Raw genomic sequence first — 20,779 nt, 5'->3', positions numbered from 1 at the left:
GGAAGGGGTCGATCGGGTTGCCAGGAAGCTAGCGGCCTGCAATATGTTTCAGCAAGATGCAGAAAGGGTTTCGGGCCCGGAAACTCGGGCCCCCCGGGGCGACGGCCACCCCGATTACGCCGGTGGAACGGTCGGCGTGACAATGGGACGTATGTCCGCCCCACCGGTAACCACCAGACCCGATCACGCCCCCTACCCCGGTGGGATCCGCCCCCTACCCCTCAAGGGGGACAGCCGGTGAAGAATCCACTTCCACAGGATGAGCAGACGGCTACGGGAGGTCTGGCAGACTTCTCGTCCATGGGGGAACCGACCGAGATCCAGCAAGGCGACGCCGGGCGCGCCGACGCGGCCCACGACGGCGGTTCCGCAGCGGCGGCGGGCACCACGGCCCGTACGCCCGAAGGAGCCACCCGTGTCGCCCAGTCCCGCTCCGCCGCGCTGCGCAGCCGCATCCGCGACCAGCGCCGCTCCCCCGCCCGCCCGCGCCTCTGGTTCGAGCTCGCGCTGATCGGGGTCAGCTACTGGCTCTACTCGCTGGTCCGCAACGCGGTCCCCGAGCAGGAGTCGATAGCCCAGAAGCACGCGCGCTGGATCTGGGACCTCGAACAGAACCTCGGCATCGCCGTCGAGCGCTCGGTCAACCACGCGATGGACGGCGTCGGGTGGCTCATCACGGGGATGAACTACTACTACGCGACGCTGCACTTCATCATCACGATCGGCGTCCTGGTCTGGCTCTACCGCAGCCACCCCGGCCGCTACGTCGCGGCCCGCACGGTGCTCTTCGTCACCACCCTGATCGCCCTGGTCGGCTTCTACGCCTTCCCGCTGGCCCCGCCCCGGCTGATGACCGACGGCGGCTTCATCGACACCGTGCAGACCCACCACACCTGGGGCTCGTTCGCCTCCGGGCCCGCCGCACACGTCTCCAACATGTACGCCGCGATGCCCTCGATGCACATCGGCTGGTCGATGTGGTGCGGTCTGGCGATCTTCTTCCTGGCCCGCCGCACGTGGGTCCGGGTGCTCGGCCTGGCGTACCCGGCCGCCACCCTGCTGGTCATCGTCTCGACCGCCAACCACTTCTGGATGGACGCCGTCGGCGGCGAGATCTGCCTGGCGGCGGGCTTCCTGGCCGCCCGCTGGCTCTACCACGAGTGGGTCTACCGGCTGCCGCGGGTCCCCGCCGCCCGGGGCACCGCCGAGGCGCCGATCACCGTGCCCGAGCAGTGGAGCGAGCCGGCGGTCAGCACCGCCCGTCGGTAGCCGTCCCAGCCGTACGACGAAGGGGCCCGCCGTTCCGGAGGGCCCCTTCTCGCGTGCTCAGCTGTAGCCGTAGAACAGCCGGTCCACCACCGCCCGGGCCCGCCGGGTGGTGCGCCGGTAGTCGTCCACCAGCTCCCCGCTGTGCCCGGCGCCGTACCCCAGGTAGCGGGCCACCCCGGCCAGCTCCCGGGCCTCCCCGGGGAAGCTGTCGCCCGGCCGGCCGCGCACCAGCATCACCGCCGAGCGCACCCGGGAGGCCAGCACCCAGGCCGCGTCCAGCACCTCGGCGTCCGCCGCCGTCACCAGCCCGGCCCCGGCGGCCGCCGCCAGCGCCGCCCTGGTCCGGGTGGTGCGCAGCGCGGGCAGCTCGTGGCCGTGCCGGAGCTGGATCAGCTGCACCGTCCACTCGACGTCCGCCAGCCCGCCCCGGCCGATCTTGGTGTGGGTGGTCGGGTCGGCGCCGCGCGGCAGCCGTTCGGCCTCGATCCGGGCCTTGATCCGGCGGATCTCCAGCAGGTCCCGCTCCGGCACGCCGACGCCCGGGTAGCGCAGCGGGTCGATCAGCTGCCGGAACCGCGCGCCCAGGTCCTCGTCCCCGGCGACCGGCTCGGCCCGCAGCAGCGCCTGGCTCTCCCAGGCGTGCGACCAGCGCCGGTAGTACGCCGCGTACGAGGCCAGGGAGCGCACCAGCGGGCCGCTGCGCCCCTCCGGCCGCAGGTCGGCGTCGACCAGCAGCGGCGGCTCGGTGGAGGGCGCGGCCAGCAGGGTGCGCAGTTCGTGGCAGACGGCCTGGGCGGCCCGGGCGGCGTCCTCCTCCAGCGAGCCGAGCAGCGGCTCGTGGACGAAGAGCACGTCGGCGTCCGAGCCGTAGCCCAGCTCCCGGCCGCCGAAGCGGCCCATCGCGATCACCGAGATCCGGGTCGGCAAGCCTCCGTTCGCGGCCTCCCAGCCGGCCACGCAGGCGCGCAGCGCGCCCTCCAGGGTGGCCGCGTTGAGGGCGGTCAGGGCCTCCCCGGCGGTGTCCAGCGCCTCGGCCGGGTCGTCGGCGAGCCGGCCGAGCACGTCGGCGGCGGCGGTGCGGAACAGCTCCCGGCGGCGCACCGAACGGGCGGCGGCCACCGCGGCGGCGGTGGACCCGGCCCGGCCGACCGCGGCCAGGACCTCCGCCTGCAGGGCCGCCCGGCCGCGCGGCTGCAGGCCCTGCGGGTCCCCCAGCATGGCCACCGCCTCGGGGGCGCGCAGCAGCAGGTCGGGCGCGAGCCGGCCGGCCGACAGCACCCGGGCCAGCTGCTCGGCGGCGGCGGACTCGTCCCGCAGCAGGCGCAGGTACCAGGGGGTGCGGCCGAGCGCGTCGGAGACCTGGCGGAAGTTGAGCAGCCCGGCGTCCGGGTCGGCCGAGTCGGCGAACCAGCCCAGCAGCACCGGCAGCAGGGTGCGCTGGATCGCGGCCTTGCGGCTCACCCCGGAGGCGAGCGCGCTGAGGTGGCGCAGGGCGGCCGCCGGGTCGGCGTAGCCGAGCGCCTCCAGCCGGGCCCGGGCCGCGTCCGGGCTCAACCCGGCCGCGCCGGTGGGCAGTTCGGCGACGGCGTCGAGCAGCGGCCGGTAGAACAGCTTCTCGTGCAGCCGGCGCACCTCGACGGCGTGCCGCTTCCACTCGCGCTGCAGCGCGGCCACCGGGTCGGAGCGGGTGTCGTCGTTGATCAGCGGGGCGAGCGAGCGGGCGAGGCGGCGCTGGTCCTCCTCGGCGGTGGGCATCAGGTGGGTGCGGCGCAGCCGGTACAGCTGGATGCGGTGCTCCAGCGAGCGCAGGAAGCGGTAGGCGCGGTCCAGCGAGGCGGCGTCCGCCCGGCCGACGTACCCGCCGCGGGAGAGCGCGGCCAGCGCCTCCAGGGTGTTGCCGCTGCGCAGCGCCGGGTCGGTGCGGCCGTGCACGAGCTGGAGCAGCTGGACGGAGAACTCGACGTCGCGCAGCCCGCCGGGGCCGAGCTTGAGCTGGCGGTCCAGTTCGGTGGCCGGGATGGAGTCGATCACCCGGCGGCGCATCTGCTGCACGTCGGCGACGAAGTTGTCGCGGGCGGCGGCCTGCCACACCATCGGGGCCAGCGCCTCGACGTAGGCGGCGCCGAGCTCGGCGTCCCCGGCGACCGGGCGGGCCTTCAACAGGGCCTGGAACTCCCAGGTCTTGGCCCAGCGCTGGTAGTAGGCGAGGTGGCTGGCCAGGGTGCGCACCAGCGGGCCGTTGCGGCCCTCGGGGCGCAGGTTGGCGTCCACCGGCCAGATGGTGCCCTCGCCGGTGGTGTCCGCGCAGAGGCGGGTGAGGGCGGCGGCCAGCCGGGTGGCGGCCTTGATCGCCTCGTGCTCGTCGACGCCCTCGCGCGGTTCGGCGACGAAGACGACGTCCACGTCCGAGACGTAGTTGAGTTCGCGGCCGCCGCACTTGCCCATGCCGATCACCGCGAGCCGGCAGGCCTCGGCGGCCTCCCGGTCCTGCGCGGCGGCGAGGTCCAGGGCGGTCTGCAGGGTGGCGCCGGCCAGGTCGGCGAGTTCGGCGGCGGTCTGGGCGAGGTCGGTGGTGCCGGTGAGGTCGCGGGCGGCGATCGCCAGCAGGCAGCGGCGGTAGGCGATCCGCAGCGCGTCCGCCGGGGTGTGCCCGTCGCGCTCGACGCCCTCGGCGAGGGCGCGGCGGAAGTCCTCCGGGCCGGGGTGCATGTCGCGCAGCTCGAAGGTGACCAGCACGTGCCAGTCGTGCGGGTGCCGGGCGAGGTGGTCGCCGAGGGCGGCGGAGACGCCGAGCACGCCGAGCAGCCGGTCGCGCAGCGGTTTGGCGGTGGTGAGGGTGTCGCGCAGGGTGTGCCGGTCGGCCTCGTCGGCGGCCTCCAGCAGCCGGGCCAGGCCGAGCAGGGCGAGGTCCGGGTCGGCGGTGGCGCCGAGCGCGTCCAGCAGCACCGGGTCGTCGGCCAGCCCTTCCAGGCCCGGGCCCTCCAGCAGCCGGACGGCCTGCGCCGGATCGCCGAACCCGCGCCTGACCAGCCGCATCTCCGGCCGGCTCACCCGGCCTCCGGCCCGCTGCTCCTCCACCGTCATCGGCCCCTCCATCCGTCCCGTCCAGCAGGTTACGCGCCCGCCGCCCGCCGCGCCGGGTGTGACCACCGGACGGCCACTGCGGTGACGCGGCCCGTGACCGGCACCCGTGACCCGGCACCCGCCGGAATCGTTCACCCGGCGGATCCCCTCACCCCCGGAGCCCCGATGCCCAGTCGTCTGCCCTCGCTCACCGGGCTGCGCTTCTGGGCCGCCCTGCTGGTGGTGCTCTACCACCTGTCCCGCAAGGTCGGGGAGCTGCCGCTGCTCAGTCCCCTGGCCTGGTACGGGCGTTCGGGCGTCACGTTCTTCTTCGTGCTGTCCGGCTTCGTCCTCGCCTGGACGTACCAGGGCTCGGCCGCGTCCGCCGGTGCCTTCGCCCGCCGGCGGTTCGCCCGGATCTGGCCGCTGCACGCGCTGGCCACCGTGCTGTCGCTCGGCGCGGACGCCGCGATCGGGGCGGCGCTGCCCGTCGCGGCCGCCCTGTGGTCGCTGGTGCTGCTGCACACCTGGGCGCCGTCGACGGTGTACGGCGGCAATCCGGCCTCCTGGTCGCTGGGCGCCGAGGCCTGGTTCTACCTGCTGTTCCCGGCGCTGCTGCGGCTGTCGGGGGCGCGCCGGCGGGCCTGGCTACCGCTCGCGGCGCTCTGCGCGGCGCTCGGGCCCGCCCTGTGGGCGGCCGGTGCGCTGCTGCCCGGCGACGCCGCGCTGCGCGGCTTCCTGCTGGACTACCTGCCGCTCACCCGCACCCCGCAGTTCGTCCTCGGCGTGGTCACCGGCCTGGCCGTGCGGCACGGCCTGCTCCCCCGGCTGCGGCTCGCCCCGGCCGCCGGCGCCGTCGCGGCCTGGCACCTCGCCCTGGTCCCCTGGCACGCCGCCGTCCCGGACGCGCTCTGGTACGGCCCGTACAGCGCCGCCCAGTTGCTGCCCGCGCCGCTGTTCGCGGCGCTGCTGGCGGCGGCCGCCCAGCGGGACGCCGCCGGGACGGCGCCCCGGCTGCTGGCCGGCCGGGCGGCCGTCCGGCTCGGCGAGTGGTCGTTCGCCTGGTACCTGGTGCACGAGATCGGCATCCGCTGCTGGCTGGCGTGGTACGGCCGCCCCGCCCCCGGGTTCGCGAGGGCGGGCGTGTGGCTGCTGCTGGCCGGCGGCTCGCTGGCCGTGGCGGCCGTGCTGTACCACCGGGTGGAGCGCCCCTGCGAGCGGCTGCTGCGCGGCGCGGCCCGCTCCCCGGACACGGCGGCGCCGCTGCCGCGGGTGGTGCGGCAGCGGCGCCCTTCCGAGGCGGACCGTCAGACGTCCGTCGAGCCGTCCAGGTTCACCCAGGCGTAGAAGACGCCGATGTCGTAGCCGTTCTTCGTGGTGTCGAAGATGGTCTTGATGTCGGTGTCCCCGTCCCGCAGGAACGGCGAGACGTCCCAGGTGTCGGAGTCGTAGCCGAAGTTGTTGCGGTAGGTCGGGTTCCGGGTGAACGCGTCGGCCGGGTTCAGCTCCTCGATGGTGGAGTTGAAGGCGTTGTCGGCCGGGTGGTTGACGTCGGAGAACATCGTCCTCGGCCCGTTGGTGGACTTCACGGCGAGGGTGTCGCCGGTCCACTTGAGGTCGCCGTCGTAGACGACCCAGCCCATCTTGGCGGCGGGCGGGCCGCTCTGCTCCGTCTGCAGCCCGGGCAGGTCGACCGTCAGCTCGGGGCTGTCCGGCAGCTCGACCTGGAAGCCGTCCCAGACGTGGAGGTGCCGCTTCGGCAGGCAGTCGTTCTCGTACACGACGACGATCGTCCAGCCGCCCCAGCTGTGCGGCTTCACCACGGAGTCCATGTTGGCGACGGTGTAGGTGCCGTTGCCGGCGTTCTTGACCAGGTCGGTGACGTCGGCGGAGGCCTGGTAGCTGCTCTCGTCGGTGGTGGTGATGTAGCCGATGGACGGCTGGTCGTTGGCGATGTTGCGGTACTGGGCCTCGCCCGGGACCTTCAGGTAGACCTCGTCGATCTGGCTCTCCGGCAGCACGGTGTCGCCGATGCCGCGGGTGCCGCCCCAGTACAGCCGCGCGTACCGGACCTTGGAGCCGTCGATCAGGCCGAGGTCGGCGGAGCTGGCCGAGTAGATCGGGTCACCGAGCGGGCCGATCGAGCCCGGGTCGATGTTGACGTACTTCATCTCGTACTTGTTGTTGATCGGCAGCGGGCCGAGCCCCTTGCGGGCGTCCAGGCACGACACCTGCGCCGGGTCGACCGGCGGCTTGGTCTCGTCGCAGGTCATCAGCGAGTTGCTGATCCGCTTGATGCCGCCGTGGAAGTCGCCCTCGAACCGCGTGGTGAACGGCAGCGGGTTCGCCGTGACGACGCTGTCCCGCGTGTGGGGCTTCGAGGAGCCGGAGCCGCGGGCGTCGGCCAGGGTGGGGGCCAGCAGCTGGCCCGCGACGGCGGCGAGGGCCGCCCCCGCGACGACGGCCCGGCGGGCGATCCGCCGGGCGCGCGCGACGCGGCTGAGGGGGGAGGGGAGCATGGTGTCCTCTCGGGAGGTGGAGAACGGGATCAGGCCCATCGGACCACACCGCTCCGTCACGCTCTCGCCACACTCCGCCATCGGAGAATCGTTCCGCCCGAGATCCACCCGCGAGGGGGGCCCGCCGTCACCCTCTCGAATGACGACGGGCCCCGAACGGTTTGCGCCTACAGCACCTGCAGGTTCTTTCGCAGCTCGAACGGCGTCACCTCGGAGCGGTACTCCTCCCACTCCTGACGCTTGTTCCGCAGGAAGAAGTCGAACACGTGCTCGCCCAGGGTCTCGGCGACCAGCTCGCTGCGCTGCATCAGGTCGATCGCCTCGCCCAGGTTCTGCGGCATCGGCTGGATGCCGAGGGCGCGGCGCTCGGAGTCGGTCAGCGCCCACACGTCGTCGTCGGCGCCCGGCGGGAGCTCGTAGCCCTCCTCGATGCCCTTCAGGCCGGCCGCGAGGGTGACGGCGTAGGCGAGGTACGGGTTGCAGCCGGTGTCCAGCGAGCGGACCTCGATCCGGGTGGAGCCCTGCTTGCCCGGCTTGTACATCGGCACCCGGATGAGCGCCGAGCGGTTGTTGTGGCCCCAGCAGATGTACGACGGCGCCTCGCCGCCCGCGCCGGCGGTGCGCTGCGAGCCGCCCCAGATGCGCTTGTACGAGTTCACCCACTGGTTGGTGACGGCGGCCGTCTCGGCGGCGTGCTTCAGCAGGCCGGCGATGAAGGATCTGCCGACCTTGGAGAGCTGGTACTCGGCGCCGGACTCGTGGAAGGCGTTGCGGTCGCCCTCGAACAGCGAGACGTGGGTGTGCATGCCGCTGCCGGGGTGCTCGGAGAACGGCTTGGGCATGAAGCTCGCGTGCACGCCCTGCTCCAGCGCGACCTCCTTCATGACCAGACGGAACGTCATGATGTTGTCCGCGGTGGACAGCGCGTCCGCGTAGCGCAGGTCGATCTCCTGCTGACCGGGCGCGCCCTCGTGGTGCGAGAACTCCACCGAGATGCCCATCGACTCCAGCATGGTGATCGCCTGGCGGCGGAAGTCGTGGCCCACCCCGCGCGGGGTGTGGTCGAAGTAGCCGGACTGGTCGGCGGGGATCGGCGGGGTGCCGTCGCCGGGCAGGTTCTTCAGCAGGAAGAACTCGATCTCCGGGTGGGTGTAGAAGGTGAAGCCCTGGTCGGAGGCCTTCTCCAGGGTGCGCTTGAGCACGAACCGCGGGTCCGCGTAGGAGGGCGAGCCGTCCGGCATCAGGATGTCGCAGAACATCCGCGCCGTCCCCGGAGTCTCCGAGCGCCACGGCAGGATCTGGAAGGTGGTCGGGTCCGGCTTGGCGATCATGTCGGACTCGTACACCCGGGCGAAGCCCTCGATCGCCGACCCGTCGAAGCCGATGCCCTCCTCGAAGGCCTGCTCCAGCTCGGCCGGCGCCACCGCCACCGACTTCAGGTAGCCGAGCACATCGGTGAACCACAGCCGGACGAACCGGATGTCACGCTCCTCGAGCGTCCGAAGCACGAACTGCTGCTGCTTGCCCATGGGGACAGTCTCACCTCTGCTCTTTACGCTCGTGTTACGCCCCGGAGGCCGCGGAGGGACGTCGTGGGGCGACTGCCCCCATCATGGCCGATCCCCGCCCGGCACGGCACCGTCGACCCCGGCACCGACCGGGCGCGGAGCCCGGCGGCGAGCCCCGCGCGGGACATCGCGTCAGTTAGACGATTACACTCGTGGCATGCCCAATCTCCGTCTCGCCCTGAGCCAGATCGACCCCTGGGTCGGTGACATCGCGCGCAACAGCGATGAGGTGGTGCGCTGGACCAAGCAGGCCGTGGAGGCCGGTGCGCAGCTGGTCGCGTTCCCCGAGATGGCCCTGACCGGCTACCCGGTCGAGGACCTCGCGCTGCGCCGTTCCTTCGTCGAGGCGTCCCGCGCGGCGCTGGTCGAGCTGGCGGGCCGGCTGGCCGACGACGGGCTGGGCGGGGTGCCGGTGGTGGTCGGCTACCTGGGGCGCTCCGAGCACGCCTCGCCGCGCTTCGGGCGGCCGGCCGGGTCGCCGCAGAACTGCGCGGCGGTGCTGTACGGCGGTGAGGTGGCGACCCGCTTCGCCAAGCACCACCTGCCCAACTACGGCGTGTTCGACGAGTACCGCTGGTTCGTCCCCGGCGACCAGCTGCCGGTGCTGCGGGTCGGCGGGGTGGACGTCGCGCTGGCGATCTGCGAGGACATCTGGCAGGACGGCGGCCGGGTGAGCGCCGCCCGCGAGGCCGGGGCCGGGCTGCTGCTGGTGGTCAACGGCTCGCCGTACGAGCGGAACAAGGACGACCAGCGGCTGGAGCTGGTCCGCCGCCGGGCGGCCGAGGCGGGCTGCACCCTGGCGTACGTCAACATGGTCGGCGGCCAGGACGAGCTGGTCTTCGACGGCGACTCGATCGTGGTCGACGCGGACGGCGAAGTCCTCGCCCGCTCCCCGCAGTTCGAGGAGCACCTGCTGGTCCTCGACCTCGACCTGCCGGAGGCGAGCAGCGACCACACCGACGGGCTGCTGCTGAGCGACGGCCTGCACCTGGTCCGTACCGAGCTGGGCGACGAGCCGCGGCCGGCGCCCGCCGAGAGGCTGACCGCCGAGGTGGCGCCGCGGCTCTCCGACGAGGCCGAGATCTGGGCGGCGCTGGTCGCCGGCACCCGGGCGTACGTGCAGAAGAACGGCATGCGGTCGGTGCTGGTCGGCCTGTCCGGCGGCATCGACTCGGCGCTGGTGGCCTCGATCGCGGTGGACGCGATCGGCGCGGAGAACGTGTACTGCGTCTCGATGCCCAGCCGCTACTCCTCGCAGCACTCCCGGGACGACGCGGCCGAGCTGGCCCGCCGCACCGGGCTGCACTTCCGCACGGTCTCGATCGCCCCGATGTTCGACGCCTACCTGGCCGCCACCGAACTGACCGGCCTGGCCGAGGAGAACCTGCAGTCCCGGCTGCGCGGCACCCTGCTGATGGCGATCTCCAACCAGGAGGGGCACCTCGTGCTCGCGCCCGGCAACAAGAGCGAGCTGGCGGTCGGCTACTCGACCCTGTACGGCGACTCGGTGGGCGCGTACGGCCCGATCAAGGACGTCTACAAGTCGCTGATCTTCCGGCTGGCCCGCTGGCGCAACGAGGAGGCCGAGCGGCGCGGCGAGGTGCCGCCGATCCCGGAGAACACCATCAGCAAGCCGCCGTCCGCCGAGCTGCGGCCGGACCAGGTGGACACCGACTCGCTGCCCGACTACGACCTGCTGGACAGCGTGCTGGACCGCTACATCGAGGGCGACGAGGGCCGGGACGCGATCGTCGCGGCCGGCTTCGACCCGGCGGTGGTGGACCGGGTGGTCCGCCTGGTCGACACCGCCGAGTACAAGCGGCGCCAGTACCCGCCGGGCCCGAAGGTCTCGGCGAAGAACTTCGGCCGGGACCGCCGCCTGCCGATCACCAACCGCTGGCGGCGCGGCTAGGACGGTCAGTACCGGAAGGCGGCGGCCACCGGGAGGTGGTCGCTGCCGTCCCGGGGCAGGGTGCGGGAGTCGACCGGCTGGAGCCCGCCCCGGCTCATGATCTGGTCGATCCGGGCCATCGGGAACGACGACGGCCAGCTGAAGCCGAAGCCGTCCCCGGCGGCGCCCTGGGCCGAGCGCATCTGCGAGGTGACGGGCGCCAGGCTGCGGTCGTTCATGGTGCCGTTGAGGTCGCCGAGCAGCAGCACCTTCTTCAGCGGCTCGGCCTGGATCGCGTCGCCGAGCGCCTGCGCGCTGACGTCCCGCTGGTGGACGGTGAAGCCGCCCTCGGCCTTCAGCCGGACGGACGGCAGGTGCGCGACGTACACCGCGAGCGGGCCCTGCGGGGTGGTCACCTGGGCCCGGAAGGCCCTGGTCCAGCCCATCCTGAGGTCCACCGGGGACACCTCGCCGATCGGGTACTTCGACCAGAGGCCGACCGTCCCCTGCACCGTGTGGTACGGGTAGGCCCCGGCGAGCCCGGTCTCGTACGCGTGCAGCGCCCGGCCGGCCAGCTCCTGCAGGGCGACGATCTGCGCGCCGGAGTCGACCAGGCCGCGCACGGTGCCCGGCACGTCGGTGTTGTCGGCGGCGACGTTGTGGCTGACCACCGTCCAGTCCGCCTTCCCGCCGCTCTTGTCGGTGACCAGGCCGCCGAACAGGTTGGCCCACAGCGCGGCGGGCAGCAGCAGGGCGATCAGCGCGGTGGCGGAGCGGCGCAGCAGCGCGGGCACCAGCAGCGCCGGGACGGCCAGGCCCAGCCAGGGCAGGAAGGTCTCCAGCAGGCTGCCGAGGTTGCCGACGCCGTTGGGCACCTCGGCGTGGAAGGCCAGCAGCGCGCCGACGGCCACGGCCAGGGCGGCGACCACCAGGCCGCGCCGCCACGTGGTGCTGCCCCGCCCGTCGCGCCCCCACTGCCGGAGCCCGAGGAAGCCGCCGGGACGGGCCGCCTGGGCCGGGGCCTGTTCGTCGGCCCCGAGCCGTTCGGTCCGTTCCGCCTGCGTCATCCGTGACTCCCGTCGCTCGTGCCGTCCGCCGGTCCGGGCCCGGCCCGCGTCGGTCCGCGGGCGAAGTGCCGGATCGGTGCCGGTTTGATCGGATACCCGGCTCAGCCTATGCCGGGACAGACGTGGGGCCCGGCCGCCCGGGTTCCGGCGCGGCCCGTTCCGTGAGCTTGGCCACGTGGGCCGGAACGGCTACGAGGCGGGGGAGGTCGACGGGGCGAGGCCTTCGAGCAGCGAGTCGATCATCTTGCGGGCCAGGTCCGGGTCCTCCAGGTCGGAGTCGTCCCAGAGCATGCTGCGGTAGACGATCGGGCCCATCAGCAGGTCGCCGAGCAGGGCGACGTCGAGGTCGGCGCGCAGCACGCCCTCGTCGACGGCTCTGCGGATGACCCGCAGGGCCGCCTCGCGCCGGGGCTTGATCACCCGCTCGCGGTAGGCGAGGTGCAGGCCGGGCAGGCTCTGCATCTGGCCGAAGGCGGCCTTGAGGATCCAGGCGCTGCGCTTGGCGAGGCCGCGGCGGCGGGTGTAGTCGACGATGTTGATCAGGTCGTCGCGGGCGGTGCCGCCGGTCGGCTCGGGGATCTGGAGTTCCAGTCGGCCGACGACGTCGACCAGCAGGGCCTCCTTGTTGGGCCAGCGCCGGTAGATGGTGGCCTTGCCGACGCCGGCGGCGGTGGCGATGCCCTCGATGGTCAGCTCGGACATGGTGGTGCCGGCCGCCATCAGGTCCTCGACCGCGGTGAAGATGGCCTGCTCGGCGGCCTCGCTGCGCGGTCGGCCGCGGCGCGCGGCCGGGCAGGGCTGCCCGCTCGCGGCGGTCGGGTCGTCTGCTCCGGCGGCCGGGGTCTCCGTCTTCACCGCGTTGGTCTCCCTCGCTGTCCGGGCGCGCGGGCGCCGCTGCCGTCTGTGCCGTGCGGCCGCGGCCGGGTGGGGCCCGGCGCGGACCGAGGCCCTGCCGACCGGGCTGCACCCGGCCGACAGGGCCATTGTCGCTCAGTGGTGTTTCGAACCGATTGCCCGTCAGGCGTCGGCGGCCGCGGTCTCGCGGGGCCGGTCGGTCTGCTCGGCGGCGCCGGCCGGGGCGCCGGGGGCGGGGGTGCGGCCCGGCAGCAGGAACCAGGCGACCAGCACGCCGAGCACCGAGACGCCCACGGAGAGCCCGGCGACGACGTGCATGGCGTGGATGAAGGAGTCGTTGGCGGGGCCGATCAGGGCCTCGCCCTTGGGGCCCATCCGCCCGGCGACGGCCAGGGTGGCCTCCAGCGACTCGCCCGCCTTGTCGCGGTACTCGGCGGGCAGGTGCTGGAGCGTGTCGGACATGCCGTCGCGGTAGACGGTGGAGAGCACCGCGCCGAGCACGGCGACCCCGAGCGAGCCGCCGACCTGCCGGAAGGTGTTGTTGACGGCCGAGCCCGCCCCGGCCTTCTCGCGCGGCAGCGAGCCCATGATGGCGACGGTGACCGGCGGCATGACGTGCGCCATGCCGGCACCCATCACCAGGCCGATCACGATCAGCACCCAGATCGGGCTGCTCGCGGTGATCACGACGTAGCCGACGAAGCCGAGGGCGACCAGCGCCATGCCGCCGGCGGCGGTGGCGGCGACGCCGAAGCGCTCGACCACCAGCCGGGCGCGCGGCGCGAACAGCAGCTGGGCGGCGGCCAGCGGCAGCATCAGCAGGCCGGCCTGCAGCGCGCTGTAGCCGCGCACGCTCTGGATGTAGAAGACGCCGAAGAAGGAGACGCCCATCAGGGCGAAGAAGATCACGCCGACGACCGCCACGGAGGCGCTGAACACCTTGTTGCGGAACCAGGTGACGTCCAGCGCCGGGAAGGGCGTGCGGCGCTCGAACCAGACGAAGGCGACCAGGGCGACCACGCCGACCAGGGTGGGCACCCAGGCCTCGGCGGCGGTGAAGTCGGCCAGCTCGCCGCCCTTGATGATGCCGTAGATCAGCGCGACCAGGCCGATGATCGACAGCAGCACGCCGACCGGGTCCATCCGGCCCGGGTTCGGGTCCTTGGACTCGGGGACGAGGACCACCATCGCGATCAGCGCGATGATCACGACCGGGACGTTGACCAGGAAGACCGAGCCCCACCAGAAGTGCTCGATCAGCAGGCCGCCGGTGATCGGGCCGATGGCGATGGCCAGGCCGACCGCGCCGGCCCAGATGCCGATCGCCTTGGGCTGCTCGGAGCGCTCGAAGACGTTCATGATGATGGCCAGCGTGGCGGGCATCGCGAGCGCGCCGCCGACGCCCATCAGGGCGCGGTAGCCGACCAGCTCACCGGGCGAGGAGGCGAGCGCGGAGAGCAGCGAGGCGACGCCGAAGACCGCCATGCCGGCCAGCAGCGCGCGCTTGCGGCCGAACCGGTCGCCGAGCAGGCCGGAGGTGAAGAGCAGCCCGGCGAACACCAGGGTGTACGAGTTGATCGCCCATTCCAGGTCGCTCTGGGTGGCGCCCAGGCCGACCGGGGCCGGGGTCGCGATGGTCTTCATCGCGACGTTGAGGATCGAGTTGTCGAGCACGATGACGAGCAGGGCGAGCAGCAGGCTGCCCAGGATCGCCCAGCGCCGGCGGTGGATGGCTTCCGGCACGCGAGGCGGCGCGGCTGCGGTGGTCATGGTCTTCCCCGTCCGTGTTGGCGTTGCACTGGCGGGACAGTTTCCGAGCCGCGGCTTCCGAGTCACGGTTTCCGAGTCGCAGGCGTCTCGTATCCCCCGCCGCCAGGGTACCGCCCATTTCGATACGAGACGAATCCGTTTCGCAAAACGCCGGCAAAACCGGGAGTGACCGCCCGGTGTGGCGCGGATCGCACCCGCCCGCGTACACCCCTCTTTGCGCGCACGCCGGGGCGTGCAAGCATGGAGGTGATCCGGGGACGCCGCACGGCGCCTCGAGACGACAACCCTTCAGGAGCCCGTTCGATGAACGCTTCTTCGCCTTCGCCTGCCCAGAACCAGGCGTCGACCGCCACCCTCTACGGTGGGGTCACCAACCGCCGCGTCACCGTCCGCGACCTCGCCGCCGCCAAGCAGCGCGGCGAGAAGTGGGCGATGCTGACCGCCTACGACGCCCTCACCGCCGGGGTGTTCGACGAGGCCGGGATCCCCGTCCTGCTGGTCGGCGACTCCGCCGGCAACTGCCACCTCGGCTACGAGACCACCGTGCCGGTGACCATGGATCAGATGGTGATGCTCTCCGCCGCCGTCGTCCGGGGCACCAGGCGCTCGATGATCGTCGCCGACCTGCCGTTCGGCTCCTACCAGGAGTCCCCGGCGCAGGCCATGCACAACGCGGCCCGGCTGATGAAGGACGCCGGCGTCGGCGCGGTGAAGCTGGAGGGCGGCGAGCGCAGCGCCCGCTCGATCGAGCTGCTGGTCGAGGCCGGCATCCCGGTGATGGCCCACATCGGCCTCACCCCGCAGTCCGTGCACGCCTTCGGCGGCTACCCCGTGCAGGGCCGCGGCGACGAGGCCGCGCACCAGCTGCTGCGCGACGCCAAGGCCGTGCAGCAGGCCGGCGCCTTCGCCGTGGTGCTGGAGGCCGTCCCGGCCGAGCTGGCCGCCCAGGTGACCGAGCAGCTGGCGATCCCGACCGTGGGCATCGGCGGCGGGCCGGACACCGACGCCCAGGTGCTGGTCTGGACGGACATGGCCGGCATGACGGCGGGCCGGGTGCCCAAGTTCGTCAAGCAGTACGCGAACCTGCGGGCCGTGCTCGGCGACGCGGCCCGGGAGTTCGCCGAGGACGTCCGCGGCGGCGCCTTCCCGGCGGAGGAGCACAGCTTCCACTGACGCGCCTTTCAGCGGCCCTGCTCCGACCGGTCGGAGCAGGGCCGCTGTCATGCCCGGACGGGCGGTGACAGCGGCCTGACAGCGGCGCCGCTCCCGCGACAGGGGGCTGACAGCCGGGCCGGGCACCTTGGGGGCATGACAGGAATCGCCACCGCCCCGAACACGCGGGGAACTGCCGGCAACGCCGTCGAGGTGCAGGGCATCGTCAAGCACTTCGGCACCACCAAGGCCCTCGACGGGGTCGACCTCACCGTCCGCGAGGGCACCGTCCTCGCCCTGCTCGGCCCCAACGGCGCCGGCAAGACCACCCTCGTCCGCGTCCTCTCCACGCTGATCAAGCCGGACGCCGGCACCGCGTTCGTCGGCGGCTACGACGTCGTGCGCCAGCCCAAGCAGCTGCGCCGCACCATCGGCCTGACCGGCCAGTACGCCTCCGTCGACGAACTGCTCTCCGGCTACGAGAACCTCTACCTGATCGGCCGGCTGCTCGACCTCCCCAGGCGCGAGGCCAAGGCCCGGGCCGTCGAGCTGCTGGAGCGCTTCTCGCTCACCGAGGCCGCCAAGCGCGCCGCCAAGACCTACTCCGGCGGCATGCGCCGCCGCCTCGACCTGGCCGCCAGCATGATCGGCCGCCCCCGGGTGCTCTACCTGGACGAGCCCACCACCGGTCTGGACCCGCGCACCCGCAACGAGGTGTGGGACGAGGTGCAGCGGATGGTCGCCGAGGGCAGCACCGTGCTGCTCACCACCCAGTACATGGAGGAGGCGGAGCAGCTCGCCGACGAGCTGACCGTCATCGACCGCGGCCGGGTCATCGCCAACGGCGGCATCGCCGAGCTGAAGGCCAAGGTCGGCGGCCAGACCCTGCAGGTCCGCCCGGCCCACCCGGCCGAGCTGCCCGAGATGGCCCGCTGCCTGCACGAGCACGGCGTCACCACCGCGACCTACTCGGCCGACACCGGCCTGCTCGCGGTGCCGATCGCCGGCGAGGCGCAGCTGACCGCCGTCATCGGGGTGCTCGGCGGACGCGGCTTCGCCATCGCCGGGATCGACACCAAGGTGCCCAGCCTGGACGAGGTCTTCCTCGCCATCACCGGCAAGCCCGCCACCGCCGCCGACCAGCCCGCCCAGCCCGTCGAGGAGACCGTCGCATGACCACCGCCACGCTCGCGCCCGCGCCCGCGCCCGTCCGCGAGGAGGACCCGCGGATCGGCCTGTCGGCCAACCTGCGCCACATCGGCGCGCTGACCAGGCGCAACCTGATGCGGATCAAGGAAGACCCGGAGTCGATGTTCGACGCCGTGCTGATGCCGATCGTCTTCACCGTGCTGTTCGTCTACGTCTTCGGCGGCGCCATGTTCGCCGGGGACCAGGACAAGTACAAGCAGTTCATGATCCCCGGCCTGCTCGGGCAGACCGGCATGACGCTGGCCCTGGCCGTCGGCACCGGGCTGAACAGCGACTTCCAGACCGGGGTGATGGACCGCTTCCGCACCCTGCCGATCGGCCGGGCCTCCGTCCTGCTCGCCAAGATCGCGGCGGAGACCCTGCGGGCCCTGCTCTCCTCCGCGATCCTGCTGACCTTCGCCTTCCTGCTCGGCTTCGAGCTGAAGACCGGCGTGCCGGAGCTGCTGGCCGCGGTCGGCCTGTCGCTGGTGTTCGGCATGTCGATCGTCTGGATCTCGATGCTGCTGGGCATGTCGCTGAAGAGCGCCCAGGCGGTGCAGGGCGTCTCCATGCTGGTCCTGATGCCGATGCAGTTCGGCAGCTCGATCTTCGCGCCGACCGACACCATGCCCGGCTGGCTGCAGGCCTTCACCAAGGTCAACCCGCTGTCCCAGCTGGCCGACGCCTCCCGCTCGCTGCTCAACGGCGAGGGCCCGGTGGCCCACCCGGTGATGATCGTGCTGATCTGGTCCGCCGCCGCGACCGCGATCTTCGCCCCGCTCGCGGTGGCCCGCTTCCGCAAGCGGGTGTGACCCCCGCCGAGCCGGCCGGCCGTCGACGGGGGTGACGGCCGGCGGGCAGGACGGCGGGCGGACAGGACGGCGGGCGGCCCGGGACAGGCCGCCCGCGCGAGGAGGGGAGGGCCGGACGGTCGCCGGCCGGCCCTCCCCCGCTGTCCGGGTCCGTCAGCCGAGCACCTCGCCCAGCAGCTCCTGGGTCTGCCGCTGCGTCATCCCCGCGCCCTCCGCCCAGGCCGCCTGGTACGCCTCCGCACCCAGCAGCTCGCGCAGCGCGGCGACCGAGCGCTCCCGGTCCGTCTGCTCCAGGTAGCCGCCCTTGGGGCCGTTCAGCTTGCCGTGCGAGCCGACCAGCCGCGCCGCCAGCCGGGCCCGGTCCAGGTCCTGGTCGCGCTGGGCCAGTCCGACCAGGGCCCCGACCACGGCCGGCACCACCATGACCGTCATCTGCTCGGCGAAGCCGGAGACGGTCTGCATCGAGCTCAGCATCCGCCAGCCCTCGCCGATCATCGCGAACCCGGCGTCCGGATCGCCGGACCGGGCGATGATCCAGCCCCGGGAGATGCCCAGCAGACCGGCCGTCACGCTCGGGGCGAACCAGCCGACCCGGGTGCCGTCCAGCGCGTCGAGCTCGGCCAACGCCCGGTCGAACTCGCCGCGTTGGGCGTGGATGCCGCTGAGCGTCAGGCGGCCGAGCAGGACGGCCCCGGTGGTGGACTGGTCGGTGGGCGGGTCGTCGAAGCCGGCCAGCGTCTCCCGGATCATCCGCTCGCCGGCCGCCATGTCCCGCTCCAGCAGCGTGCCGGCCAGGTTCACCCGCAGGATCGGCACCTCCTGCGGCGCCCCCAGCCGCTCGGCCAGCTCGATCGCCCGCCGGTACGCCCGGCCCGCGCCCTCGTTGTCGCCCCGGTTGGCCAGCGCCTCGCCCTGGGCCGAGAGCGCCTGGGACAGCCCCCAGAGGTTGCCCTCCCGCTCGTAGATCTCCAGCGAGCGCTCGACGTCCCGGATGCTCTGCTCCTGCCCGCCCGGCCAGTCGTTCAACGCCTTGGCCCGCACCTGCAGGATGAACGCCAGGTCGTGCGGGTCGCCGTGGACCTCGCAGCCGCGCACGGCGTCGTCCAGCAGGTCCTTCATCAGCTCCAGACGGCCGGCCAGGAAGGCCCCGAACACCCGCATCAGCGCGGGGAACCGGTAGGACTGCGGCAGGTCCGGGCCGTAGACGTCGAGCAGGTGGTTCGCGATGGCGGCCGCCTCCGGGTCGCCGAGCACCTCCAGGTTGCCCTCGAACAGGCCGAGCAGCCGGTACATCACCAGCAGCCGCCGGGCCTCCTCGACCACCCCCTCGGGCATCGGCAGGCCGTACGCGAGGACGGCGCGCTCCAGCGGCGCAGGCGGCGGGGTGCCCGGGGCGAACGGGTCCGGGCCGAGGGCGGCGACCGCCCGGTACCAGCCGGCGGCCTCCTGGCTGTAGCCGCGCAGCGACCAGTACCAGGCCATGCCGAGGACGAGGGTCAGCGCCTGCTGCTCGTCCGCGAGGTCGACCGCGCGGCGCAGCGCGGCCCGGACGTTGTCCTGCTCGCGGTCCATCACGGTGATCCAGTGCAGTTGCCGCGGGCCGTGGAAGCCCGTGGCGGCGGCGGTGACGACGGCCCGGAAGTGCGCCAGGTGGCGGGCCTCGGCGGCGGCGCGCTCGACGGCGGACTCGGCCAGCCGCTCGGTCGCGTACTCGTGGATGGTCTCCAGCATTCGGTAGCGCGGCAGGGCGACGGCGTCCAGGTCGGCCACCAGCAGGGACTTGTCGACGAGCGAGAGCAGCAGGTCGGCGACCTGCTCGCGGGCGACCCCGGCGCCGACGCCCTCGGCACCGCCGTCCGCCGCGCTGCCGTCCCCTGCGCTGCCGTCCCCTGCGCTCTCGTCCGCGCAGACCGCCTCGGCGTCCTCCAGCCGCCAGCCGCCGGTGAACACCGAGAGCCGGCGCAGCACGGCCCGCTCCTGGTCGCCCAGCAGCTCCCAGCTCCAGTCGACCACCGCGCGCAGGGTCTGCTGGCGCGGCAGCAGGGTGCGGCTGCCGGCGGTGAGCAGCGCGAAGCGGCCGTCCAGGCGGTCGGCGATCTGTCGGGCGGTCATCACCCGCAGCCGGGCGGCAGCCAGTTCGATGGCGAGCGGCAGGCCGTCGAGGCGGCGGCAGATCTCGGCGCAGGCCTGCGGGTCGCTCGCCGGGTCGAAGCCGGGACGGGCGGCGGCGGCGCGCTCGGCGAGCAGCCGCAGGGCGACCGGGTCGGGCAGCGGCTCGACCGGCAGCACCGTCTCGCCGGGCACGCCGAGCGGTTCGCGGCTGGTGGCGAGCACGGTCAGCCCGGGGCATTCGGCGAGCAGCACGTCGACGAGGTCGGCGGCGGCCTGGATCAGGTGCTCGCAGTTGTCCAGGACGAGCAGCATCCGGCGGTGGCCGCAGTGCTCGACGAGGCGGCGCACCGGGTCCTCGACGCGCTTGTCGATCACCTCGGCGACCATGCTGCCGCCGGTGTGCAGCACCAGTTCGCGCAGCCCGAGCGCCGAGACCACGGCGGCGGGGACGGCCTCCGGGCTCTCCAGCGGGGCGAGTTCGGCGATCCACACGCCGCCCGGCCAGGCGGCCGTGGACTGCTGGGCGCGGCCGGCCTCGACGGACAGGCTGGTCTTGCCGGAGCCGCCGGGGCCGGTCAGGGTGACGAGCCGACGGTCCGTCAGCAGGTCGCGCAGGGCGGCGAGGTCGGTGTCGCGGCCGACGAAGCTGGTCAGCCGTCCGCGCAGGTTGCCGACCGGGCGCGGGGGTTGCGGCGCGGGGGCCGCGGGCGCCGGGCGGGGCGGCGGCGCCGGCGCCGTCGTGGTCGACAGCAACTCGGCGTACAGGGCCTGGAGTTGGCGTCCCGGGTCGACGCCCAGCTGCTCGGCGAGGGCGCGCCGGGTGCGTTCGTAGTGGCGCAGCGCCTCGGCGGTGCGGCCGCTGAGGTGCAGCGAGCGGACCATCAGGGCCTGCAGGGGCTCGTCCAGCGGCTGCCGTTCGCACAGTTCGGCGAGTTCGGCGACCAGCTCGGCGGCCCGGCCGAGGCCGAGGTCGGCGGTGATCCGGTGCCGGCGGGCCTCCTCGCGCTGGGCCTCCAGCCGGGCGGCCGGGCCGCTGCGGTCGGGCAGGTCGGCGAGGGCGGGGCCGCGCCACAGGGCGAGGGCGGCGTGCAGCCGCTCGGCGGCGAGCGCGTGGTCGTCGGCGTCGAGGGCGCGGCGGCCTTCGCCGCTCAGGCGCTGGAAGTCGGCGAGGTCGGTGGCGGGGGCGGTCAGCCAGTACCCGGCCGGGCCGGAGCCGATCTCGTCCCGGCCGATGGTGCGGCGCAGCCGGCCGACCAGGGTCTGCAGGGCGGCCGAGGAGTCCTGGGGCGGTTCGTCGTTCCACACCTCGTCCGCCAGCAGGTCGGCCGGGACGGGCCGGCCCTGGCGCAGGGCGAGCGCGGTGAGCAGGGCCCGCAGCCGGGCACCGCCCAGCGGCACCGGCGTGCCGTCGTCGCGGTGAGCGGTGGTCGTCCCGAGGATCCCGTAGTGCACCGGACCATTCTGGTCGATCGGCGGGCGAGCGCCAGTACGAAGGGCAGGCAGGACGATCACA

At 73.7% G+C, this 20,779-nt stretch carries 13 protein-coding genes; 6 read left to right on the top strand and 7 right to left on the bottom strand.

The window, feature by feature from the left end; genetic code table 11:
* Positions 1–300: 300 nt before the first annotated feature.
* Positions 301–1,269: a phosphatase PAP2 family protein gene (locus VM95_RS21510; protein WP_078860296.1), complete on the top strand. Its 969-nt coding sequence runs from the start codon at positions 301–303 to the stop codon at positions 1,267–1,269.
* A 57-nt stretch (positions 1,270–1,326) separates the two neighbouring features.
* Here the strand turns inward: VM95_RS21510 and VM95_RS21505 are convergent, their stop codons facing one another.
* Entirely contained in the window at positions 1,327–4,353 is a 3,027-nt protein-coding gene (locus tag VM95_RS21505) for a bifunctional [glutamine synthetase] adenylyltransferase/[glutamine synthetase]-adenylyl-L-tyrosine phosphorylase (RefSeq protein ID WP_045699354.1), read from the bottom strand.
* Positions 4,354–4,518: 165 nt separating this feature from the next.
* Between VM95_RS21505 and VM95_RS21500 the strand changes: the two genes are divergently transcribed.
* Positions 4,519–5,679, top strand: a complete 1,161-nt coding sequence (locus tag VM95_RS21500) for an acyltransferase family protein (protein WP_052707488.1) — start codon at positions 4,519–4,521, stop codon at positions 5,677–5,679.
* Here VM95_RS21500 and VM95_RS21495 read toward each other — a convergent pair.
* Both VM95_RS21495 and glnA read right to left on the bottom strand, forming a co-directional pair.
* Entirely contained in the window at positions 5,640–6,851 is a 1,212-nt protein-coding gene (locus tag VM95_RS21495; RefSeq protein ID WP_244178877.1) for a hypothetical protein, read from the bottom strand. The two genes, VM95_RS21500 and VM95_RS21495, sit on opposite strands and share 40 nt — an antisense overlap.
* A 167-nt stretch (positions 6,852–7,018) precedes the next feature.
* The gene (glnA, locus tag VM95_RS21490) at positions 7,019–8,380 is read right to left on the bottom strand and encodes a type I glutamate--ammonia ligase (RefSeq protein ID WP_045699350.1); all 1,362 of its coding nucleotides are present in this window, start codon (positions 8,378–8,380) and stop codon (positions 7,019–7,021) included.
* A 196-nt stretch (positions 8,381–8,576) separates the two neighbouring features.
* On the opposite strand from glnA, the gene VM95_RS21485 reads away from it, so the two are divergent.
* Positions 8,577–10,331, top strand: coding sequence for an NAD+ synthase (locus VM95_RS21485; protein WP_045699348.1), 1,755 nt, complete (start codon positions 8,577–8,579; stop codon positions 10,329–10,331).
* Between the two features lie 5 nt (positions 10,332–10,336).
* Here VM95_RS21485 and VM95_RS21480 read toward each other — a convergent pair whose 3' ends face one another.
* From VM95_RS21480 to VM95_RS21470, 3 genes are all read right to left on the bottom strand, one after another.
* A complete protein-coding gene (locus VM95_RS21480; protein ID WP_045699346.1) occupies positions 10,337–11,377 on the bottom strand; it encodes an endonuclease/exonuclease/phosphatase family protein in 1,041 nt (346 codons plus the stop codon).
* Positions 11,378–11,566: 189 nt separating this feature from the next.
* On the bottom strand, positions 11,567–12,232 hold the full coding sequence (locus VM95_RS21475) for a TetR/AcrR family transcriptional regulator (protein WP_045699344.1): 666 nt from the start codon (positions 12,230–12,232) through the stop codon (positions 11,567–11,569).
* 162 nt (positions 12,233–12,394) lie between these two features.
* A complete protein-coding gene (locus VM95_RS21470) occupies positions 12,395–14,002 on the bottom strand; it encodes an MFS transporter (protein WP_045699342.1) in 1,608 nt (535 codons plus the stop codon).
* A gap of 303 nt (positions 14,003–14,305) precedes the next feature.
* Between VM95_RS21470 and panB the strand changes: the two genes are divergently transcribed.
* The 3 genes from panB (at position 14,306) to VM95_RS21455 (ending at position 17,154) form a co-directional block, all read left to right on the top strand.
* Positions 14,306–15,175: a 3-methyl-2-oxobutanoate hydroxymethyltransferase gene (panB, locus tag VM95_RS21465; protein WP_045699340.1), complete on the top strand. Its 870-nt coding sequence runs from the start codon at positions 14,306–14,308 to the stop codon at positions 15,173–15,175.
* Between the two features lie 135 nt (positions 15,176–15,310).
* Positions 15,311–16,330, top strand: coding sequence for a daunorubicin resistance protein DrrA family ABC transporter ATP-binding protein (locus tag VM95_RS21460; protein ID WP_045699337.1), 1,020 nt, complete (start codon positions 15,311–15,313; stop codon positions 16,328–16,330).
* Entirely contained in the window at positions 16,327–17,154 is an 828-nt protein-coding gene (locus VM95_RS21455) for an ABC transporter permease (protein WP_045699335.1), read from the top strand. Before VM95_RS21460 ends, VM95_RS21455 begins: the two co-directional genes overlap by 4 nt.
* 153 nt (positions 17,155–17,307) lie before the next feature.
* Here VM95_RS21455 and VM95_RS21450 read toward each other — a convergent pair whose 3' ends face one another.
* Complete coding sequence (locus VM95_RS21450) at positions 17,308–20,718, bottom strand: ATP-binding protein (protein WP_045699332.1); 3,411 nt, start codon at positions 20,716–20,718, stop codon at positions 17,308–17,310.
* Between the last annotated feature and the right edge of the window lie 61 nt (positions 20,719–20,779).

It is taken from the genome of Streptomyces rubellomurinus (assembly GCF_000961885.1).
Classification (GTDB): domain Bacteria; phylum Actinomycetota; class Actinomycetes; order Streptomycetales; family Streptomycetaceae; genus Kitasatospora; species Kitasatospora rubellomurina.
Note: the sequence above shows the minus strand (reverse complement) of the source record. Positions and strands in the feature narration are given on the sequence as shown.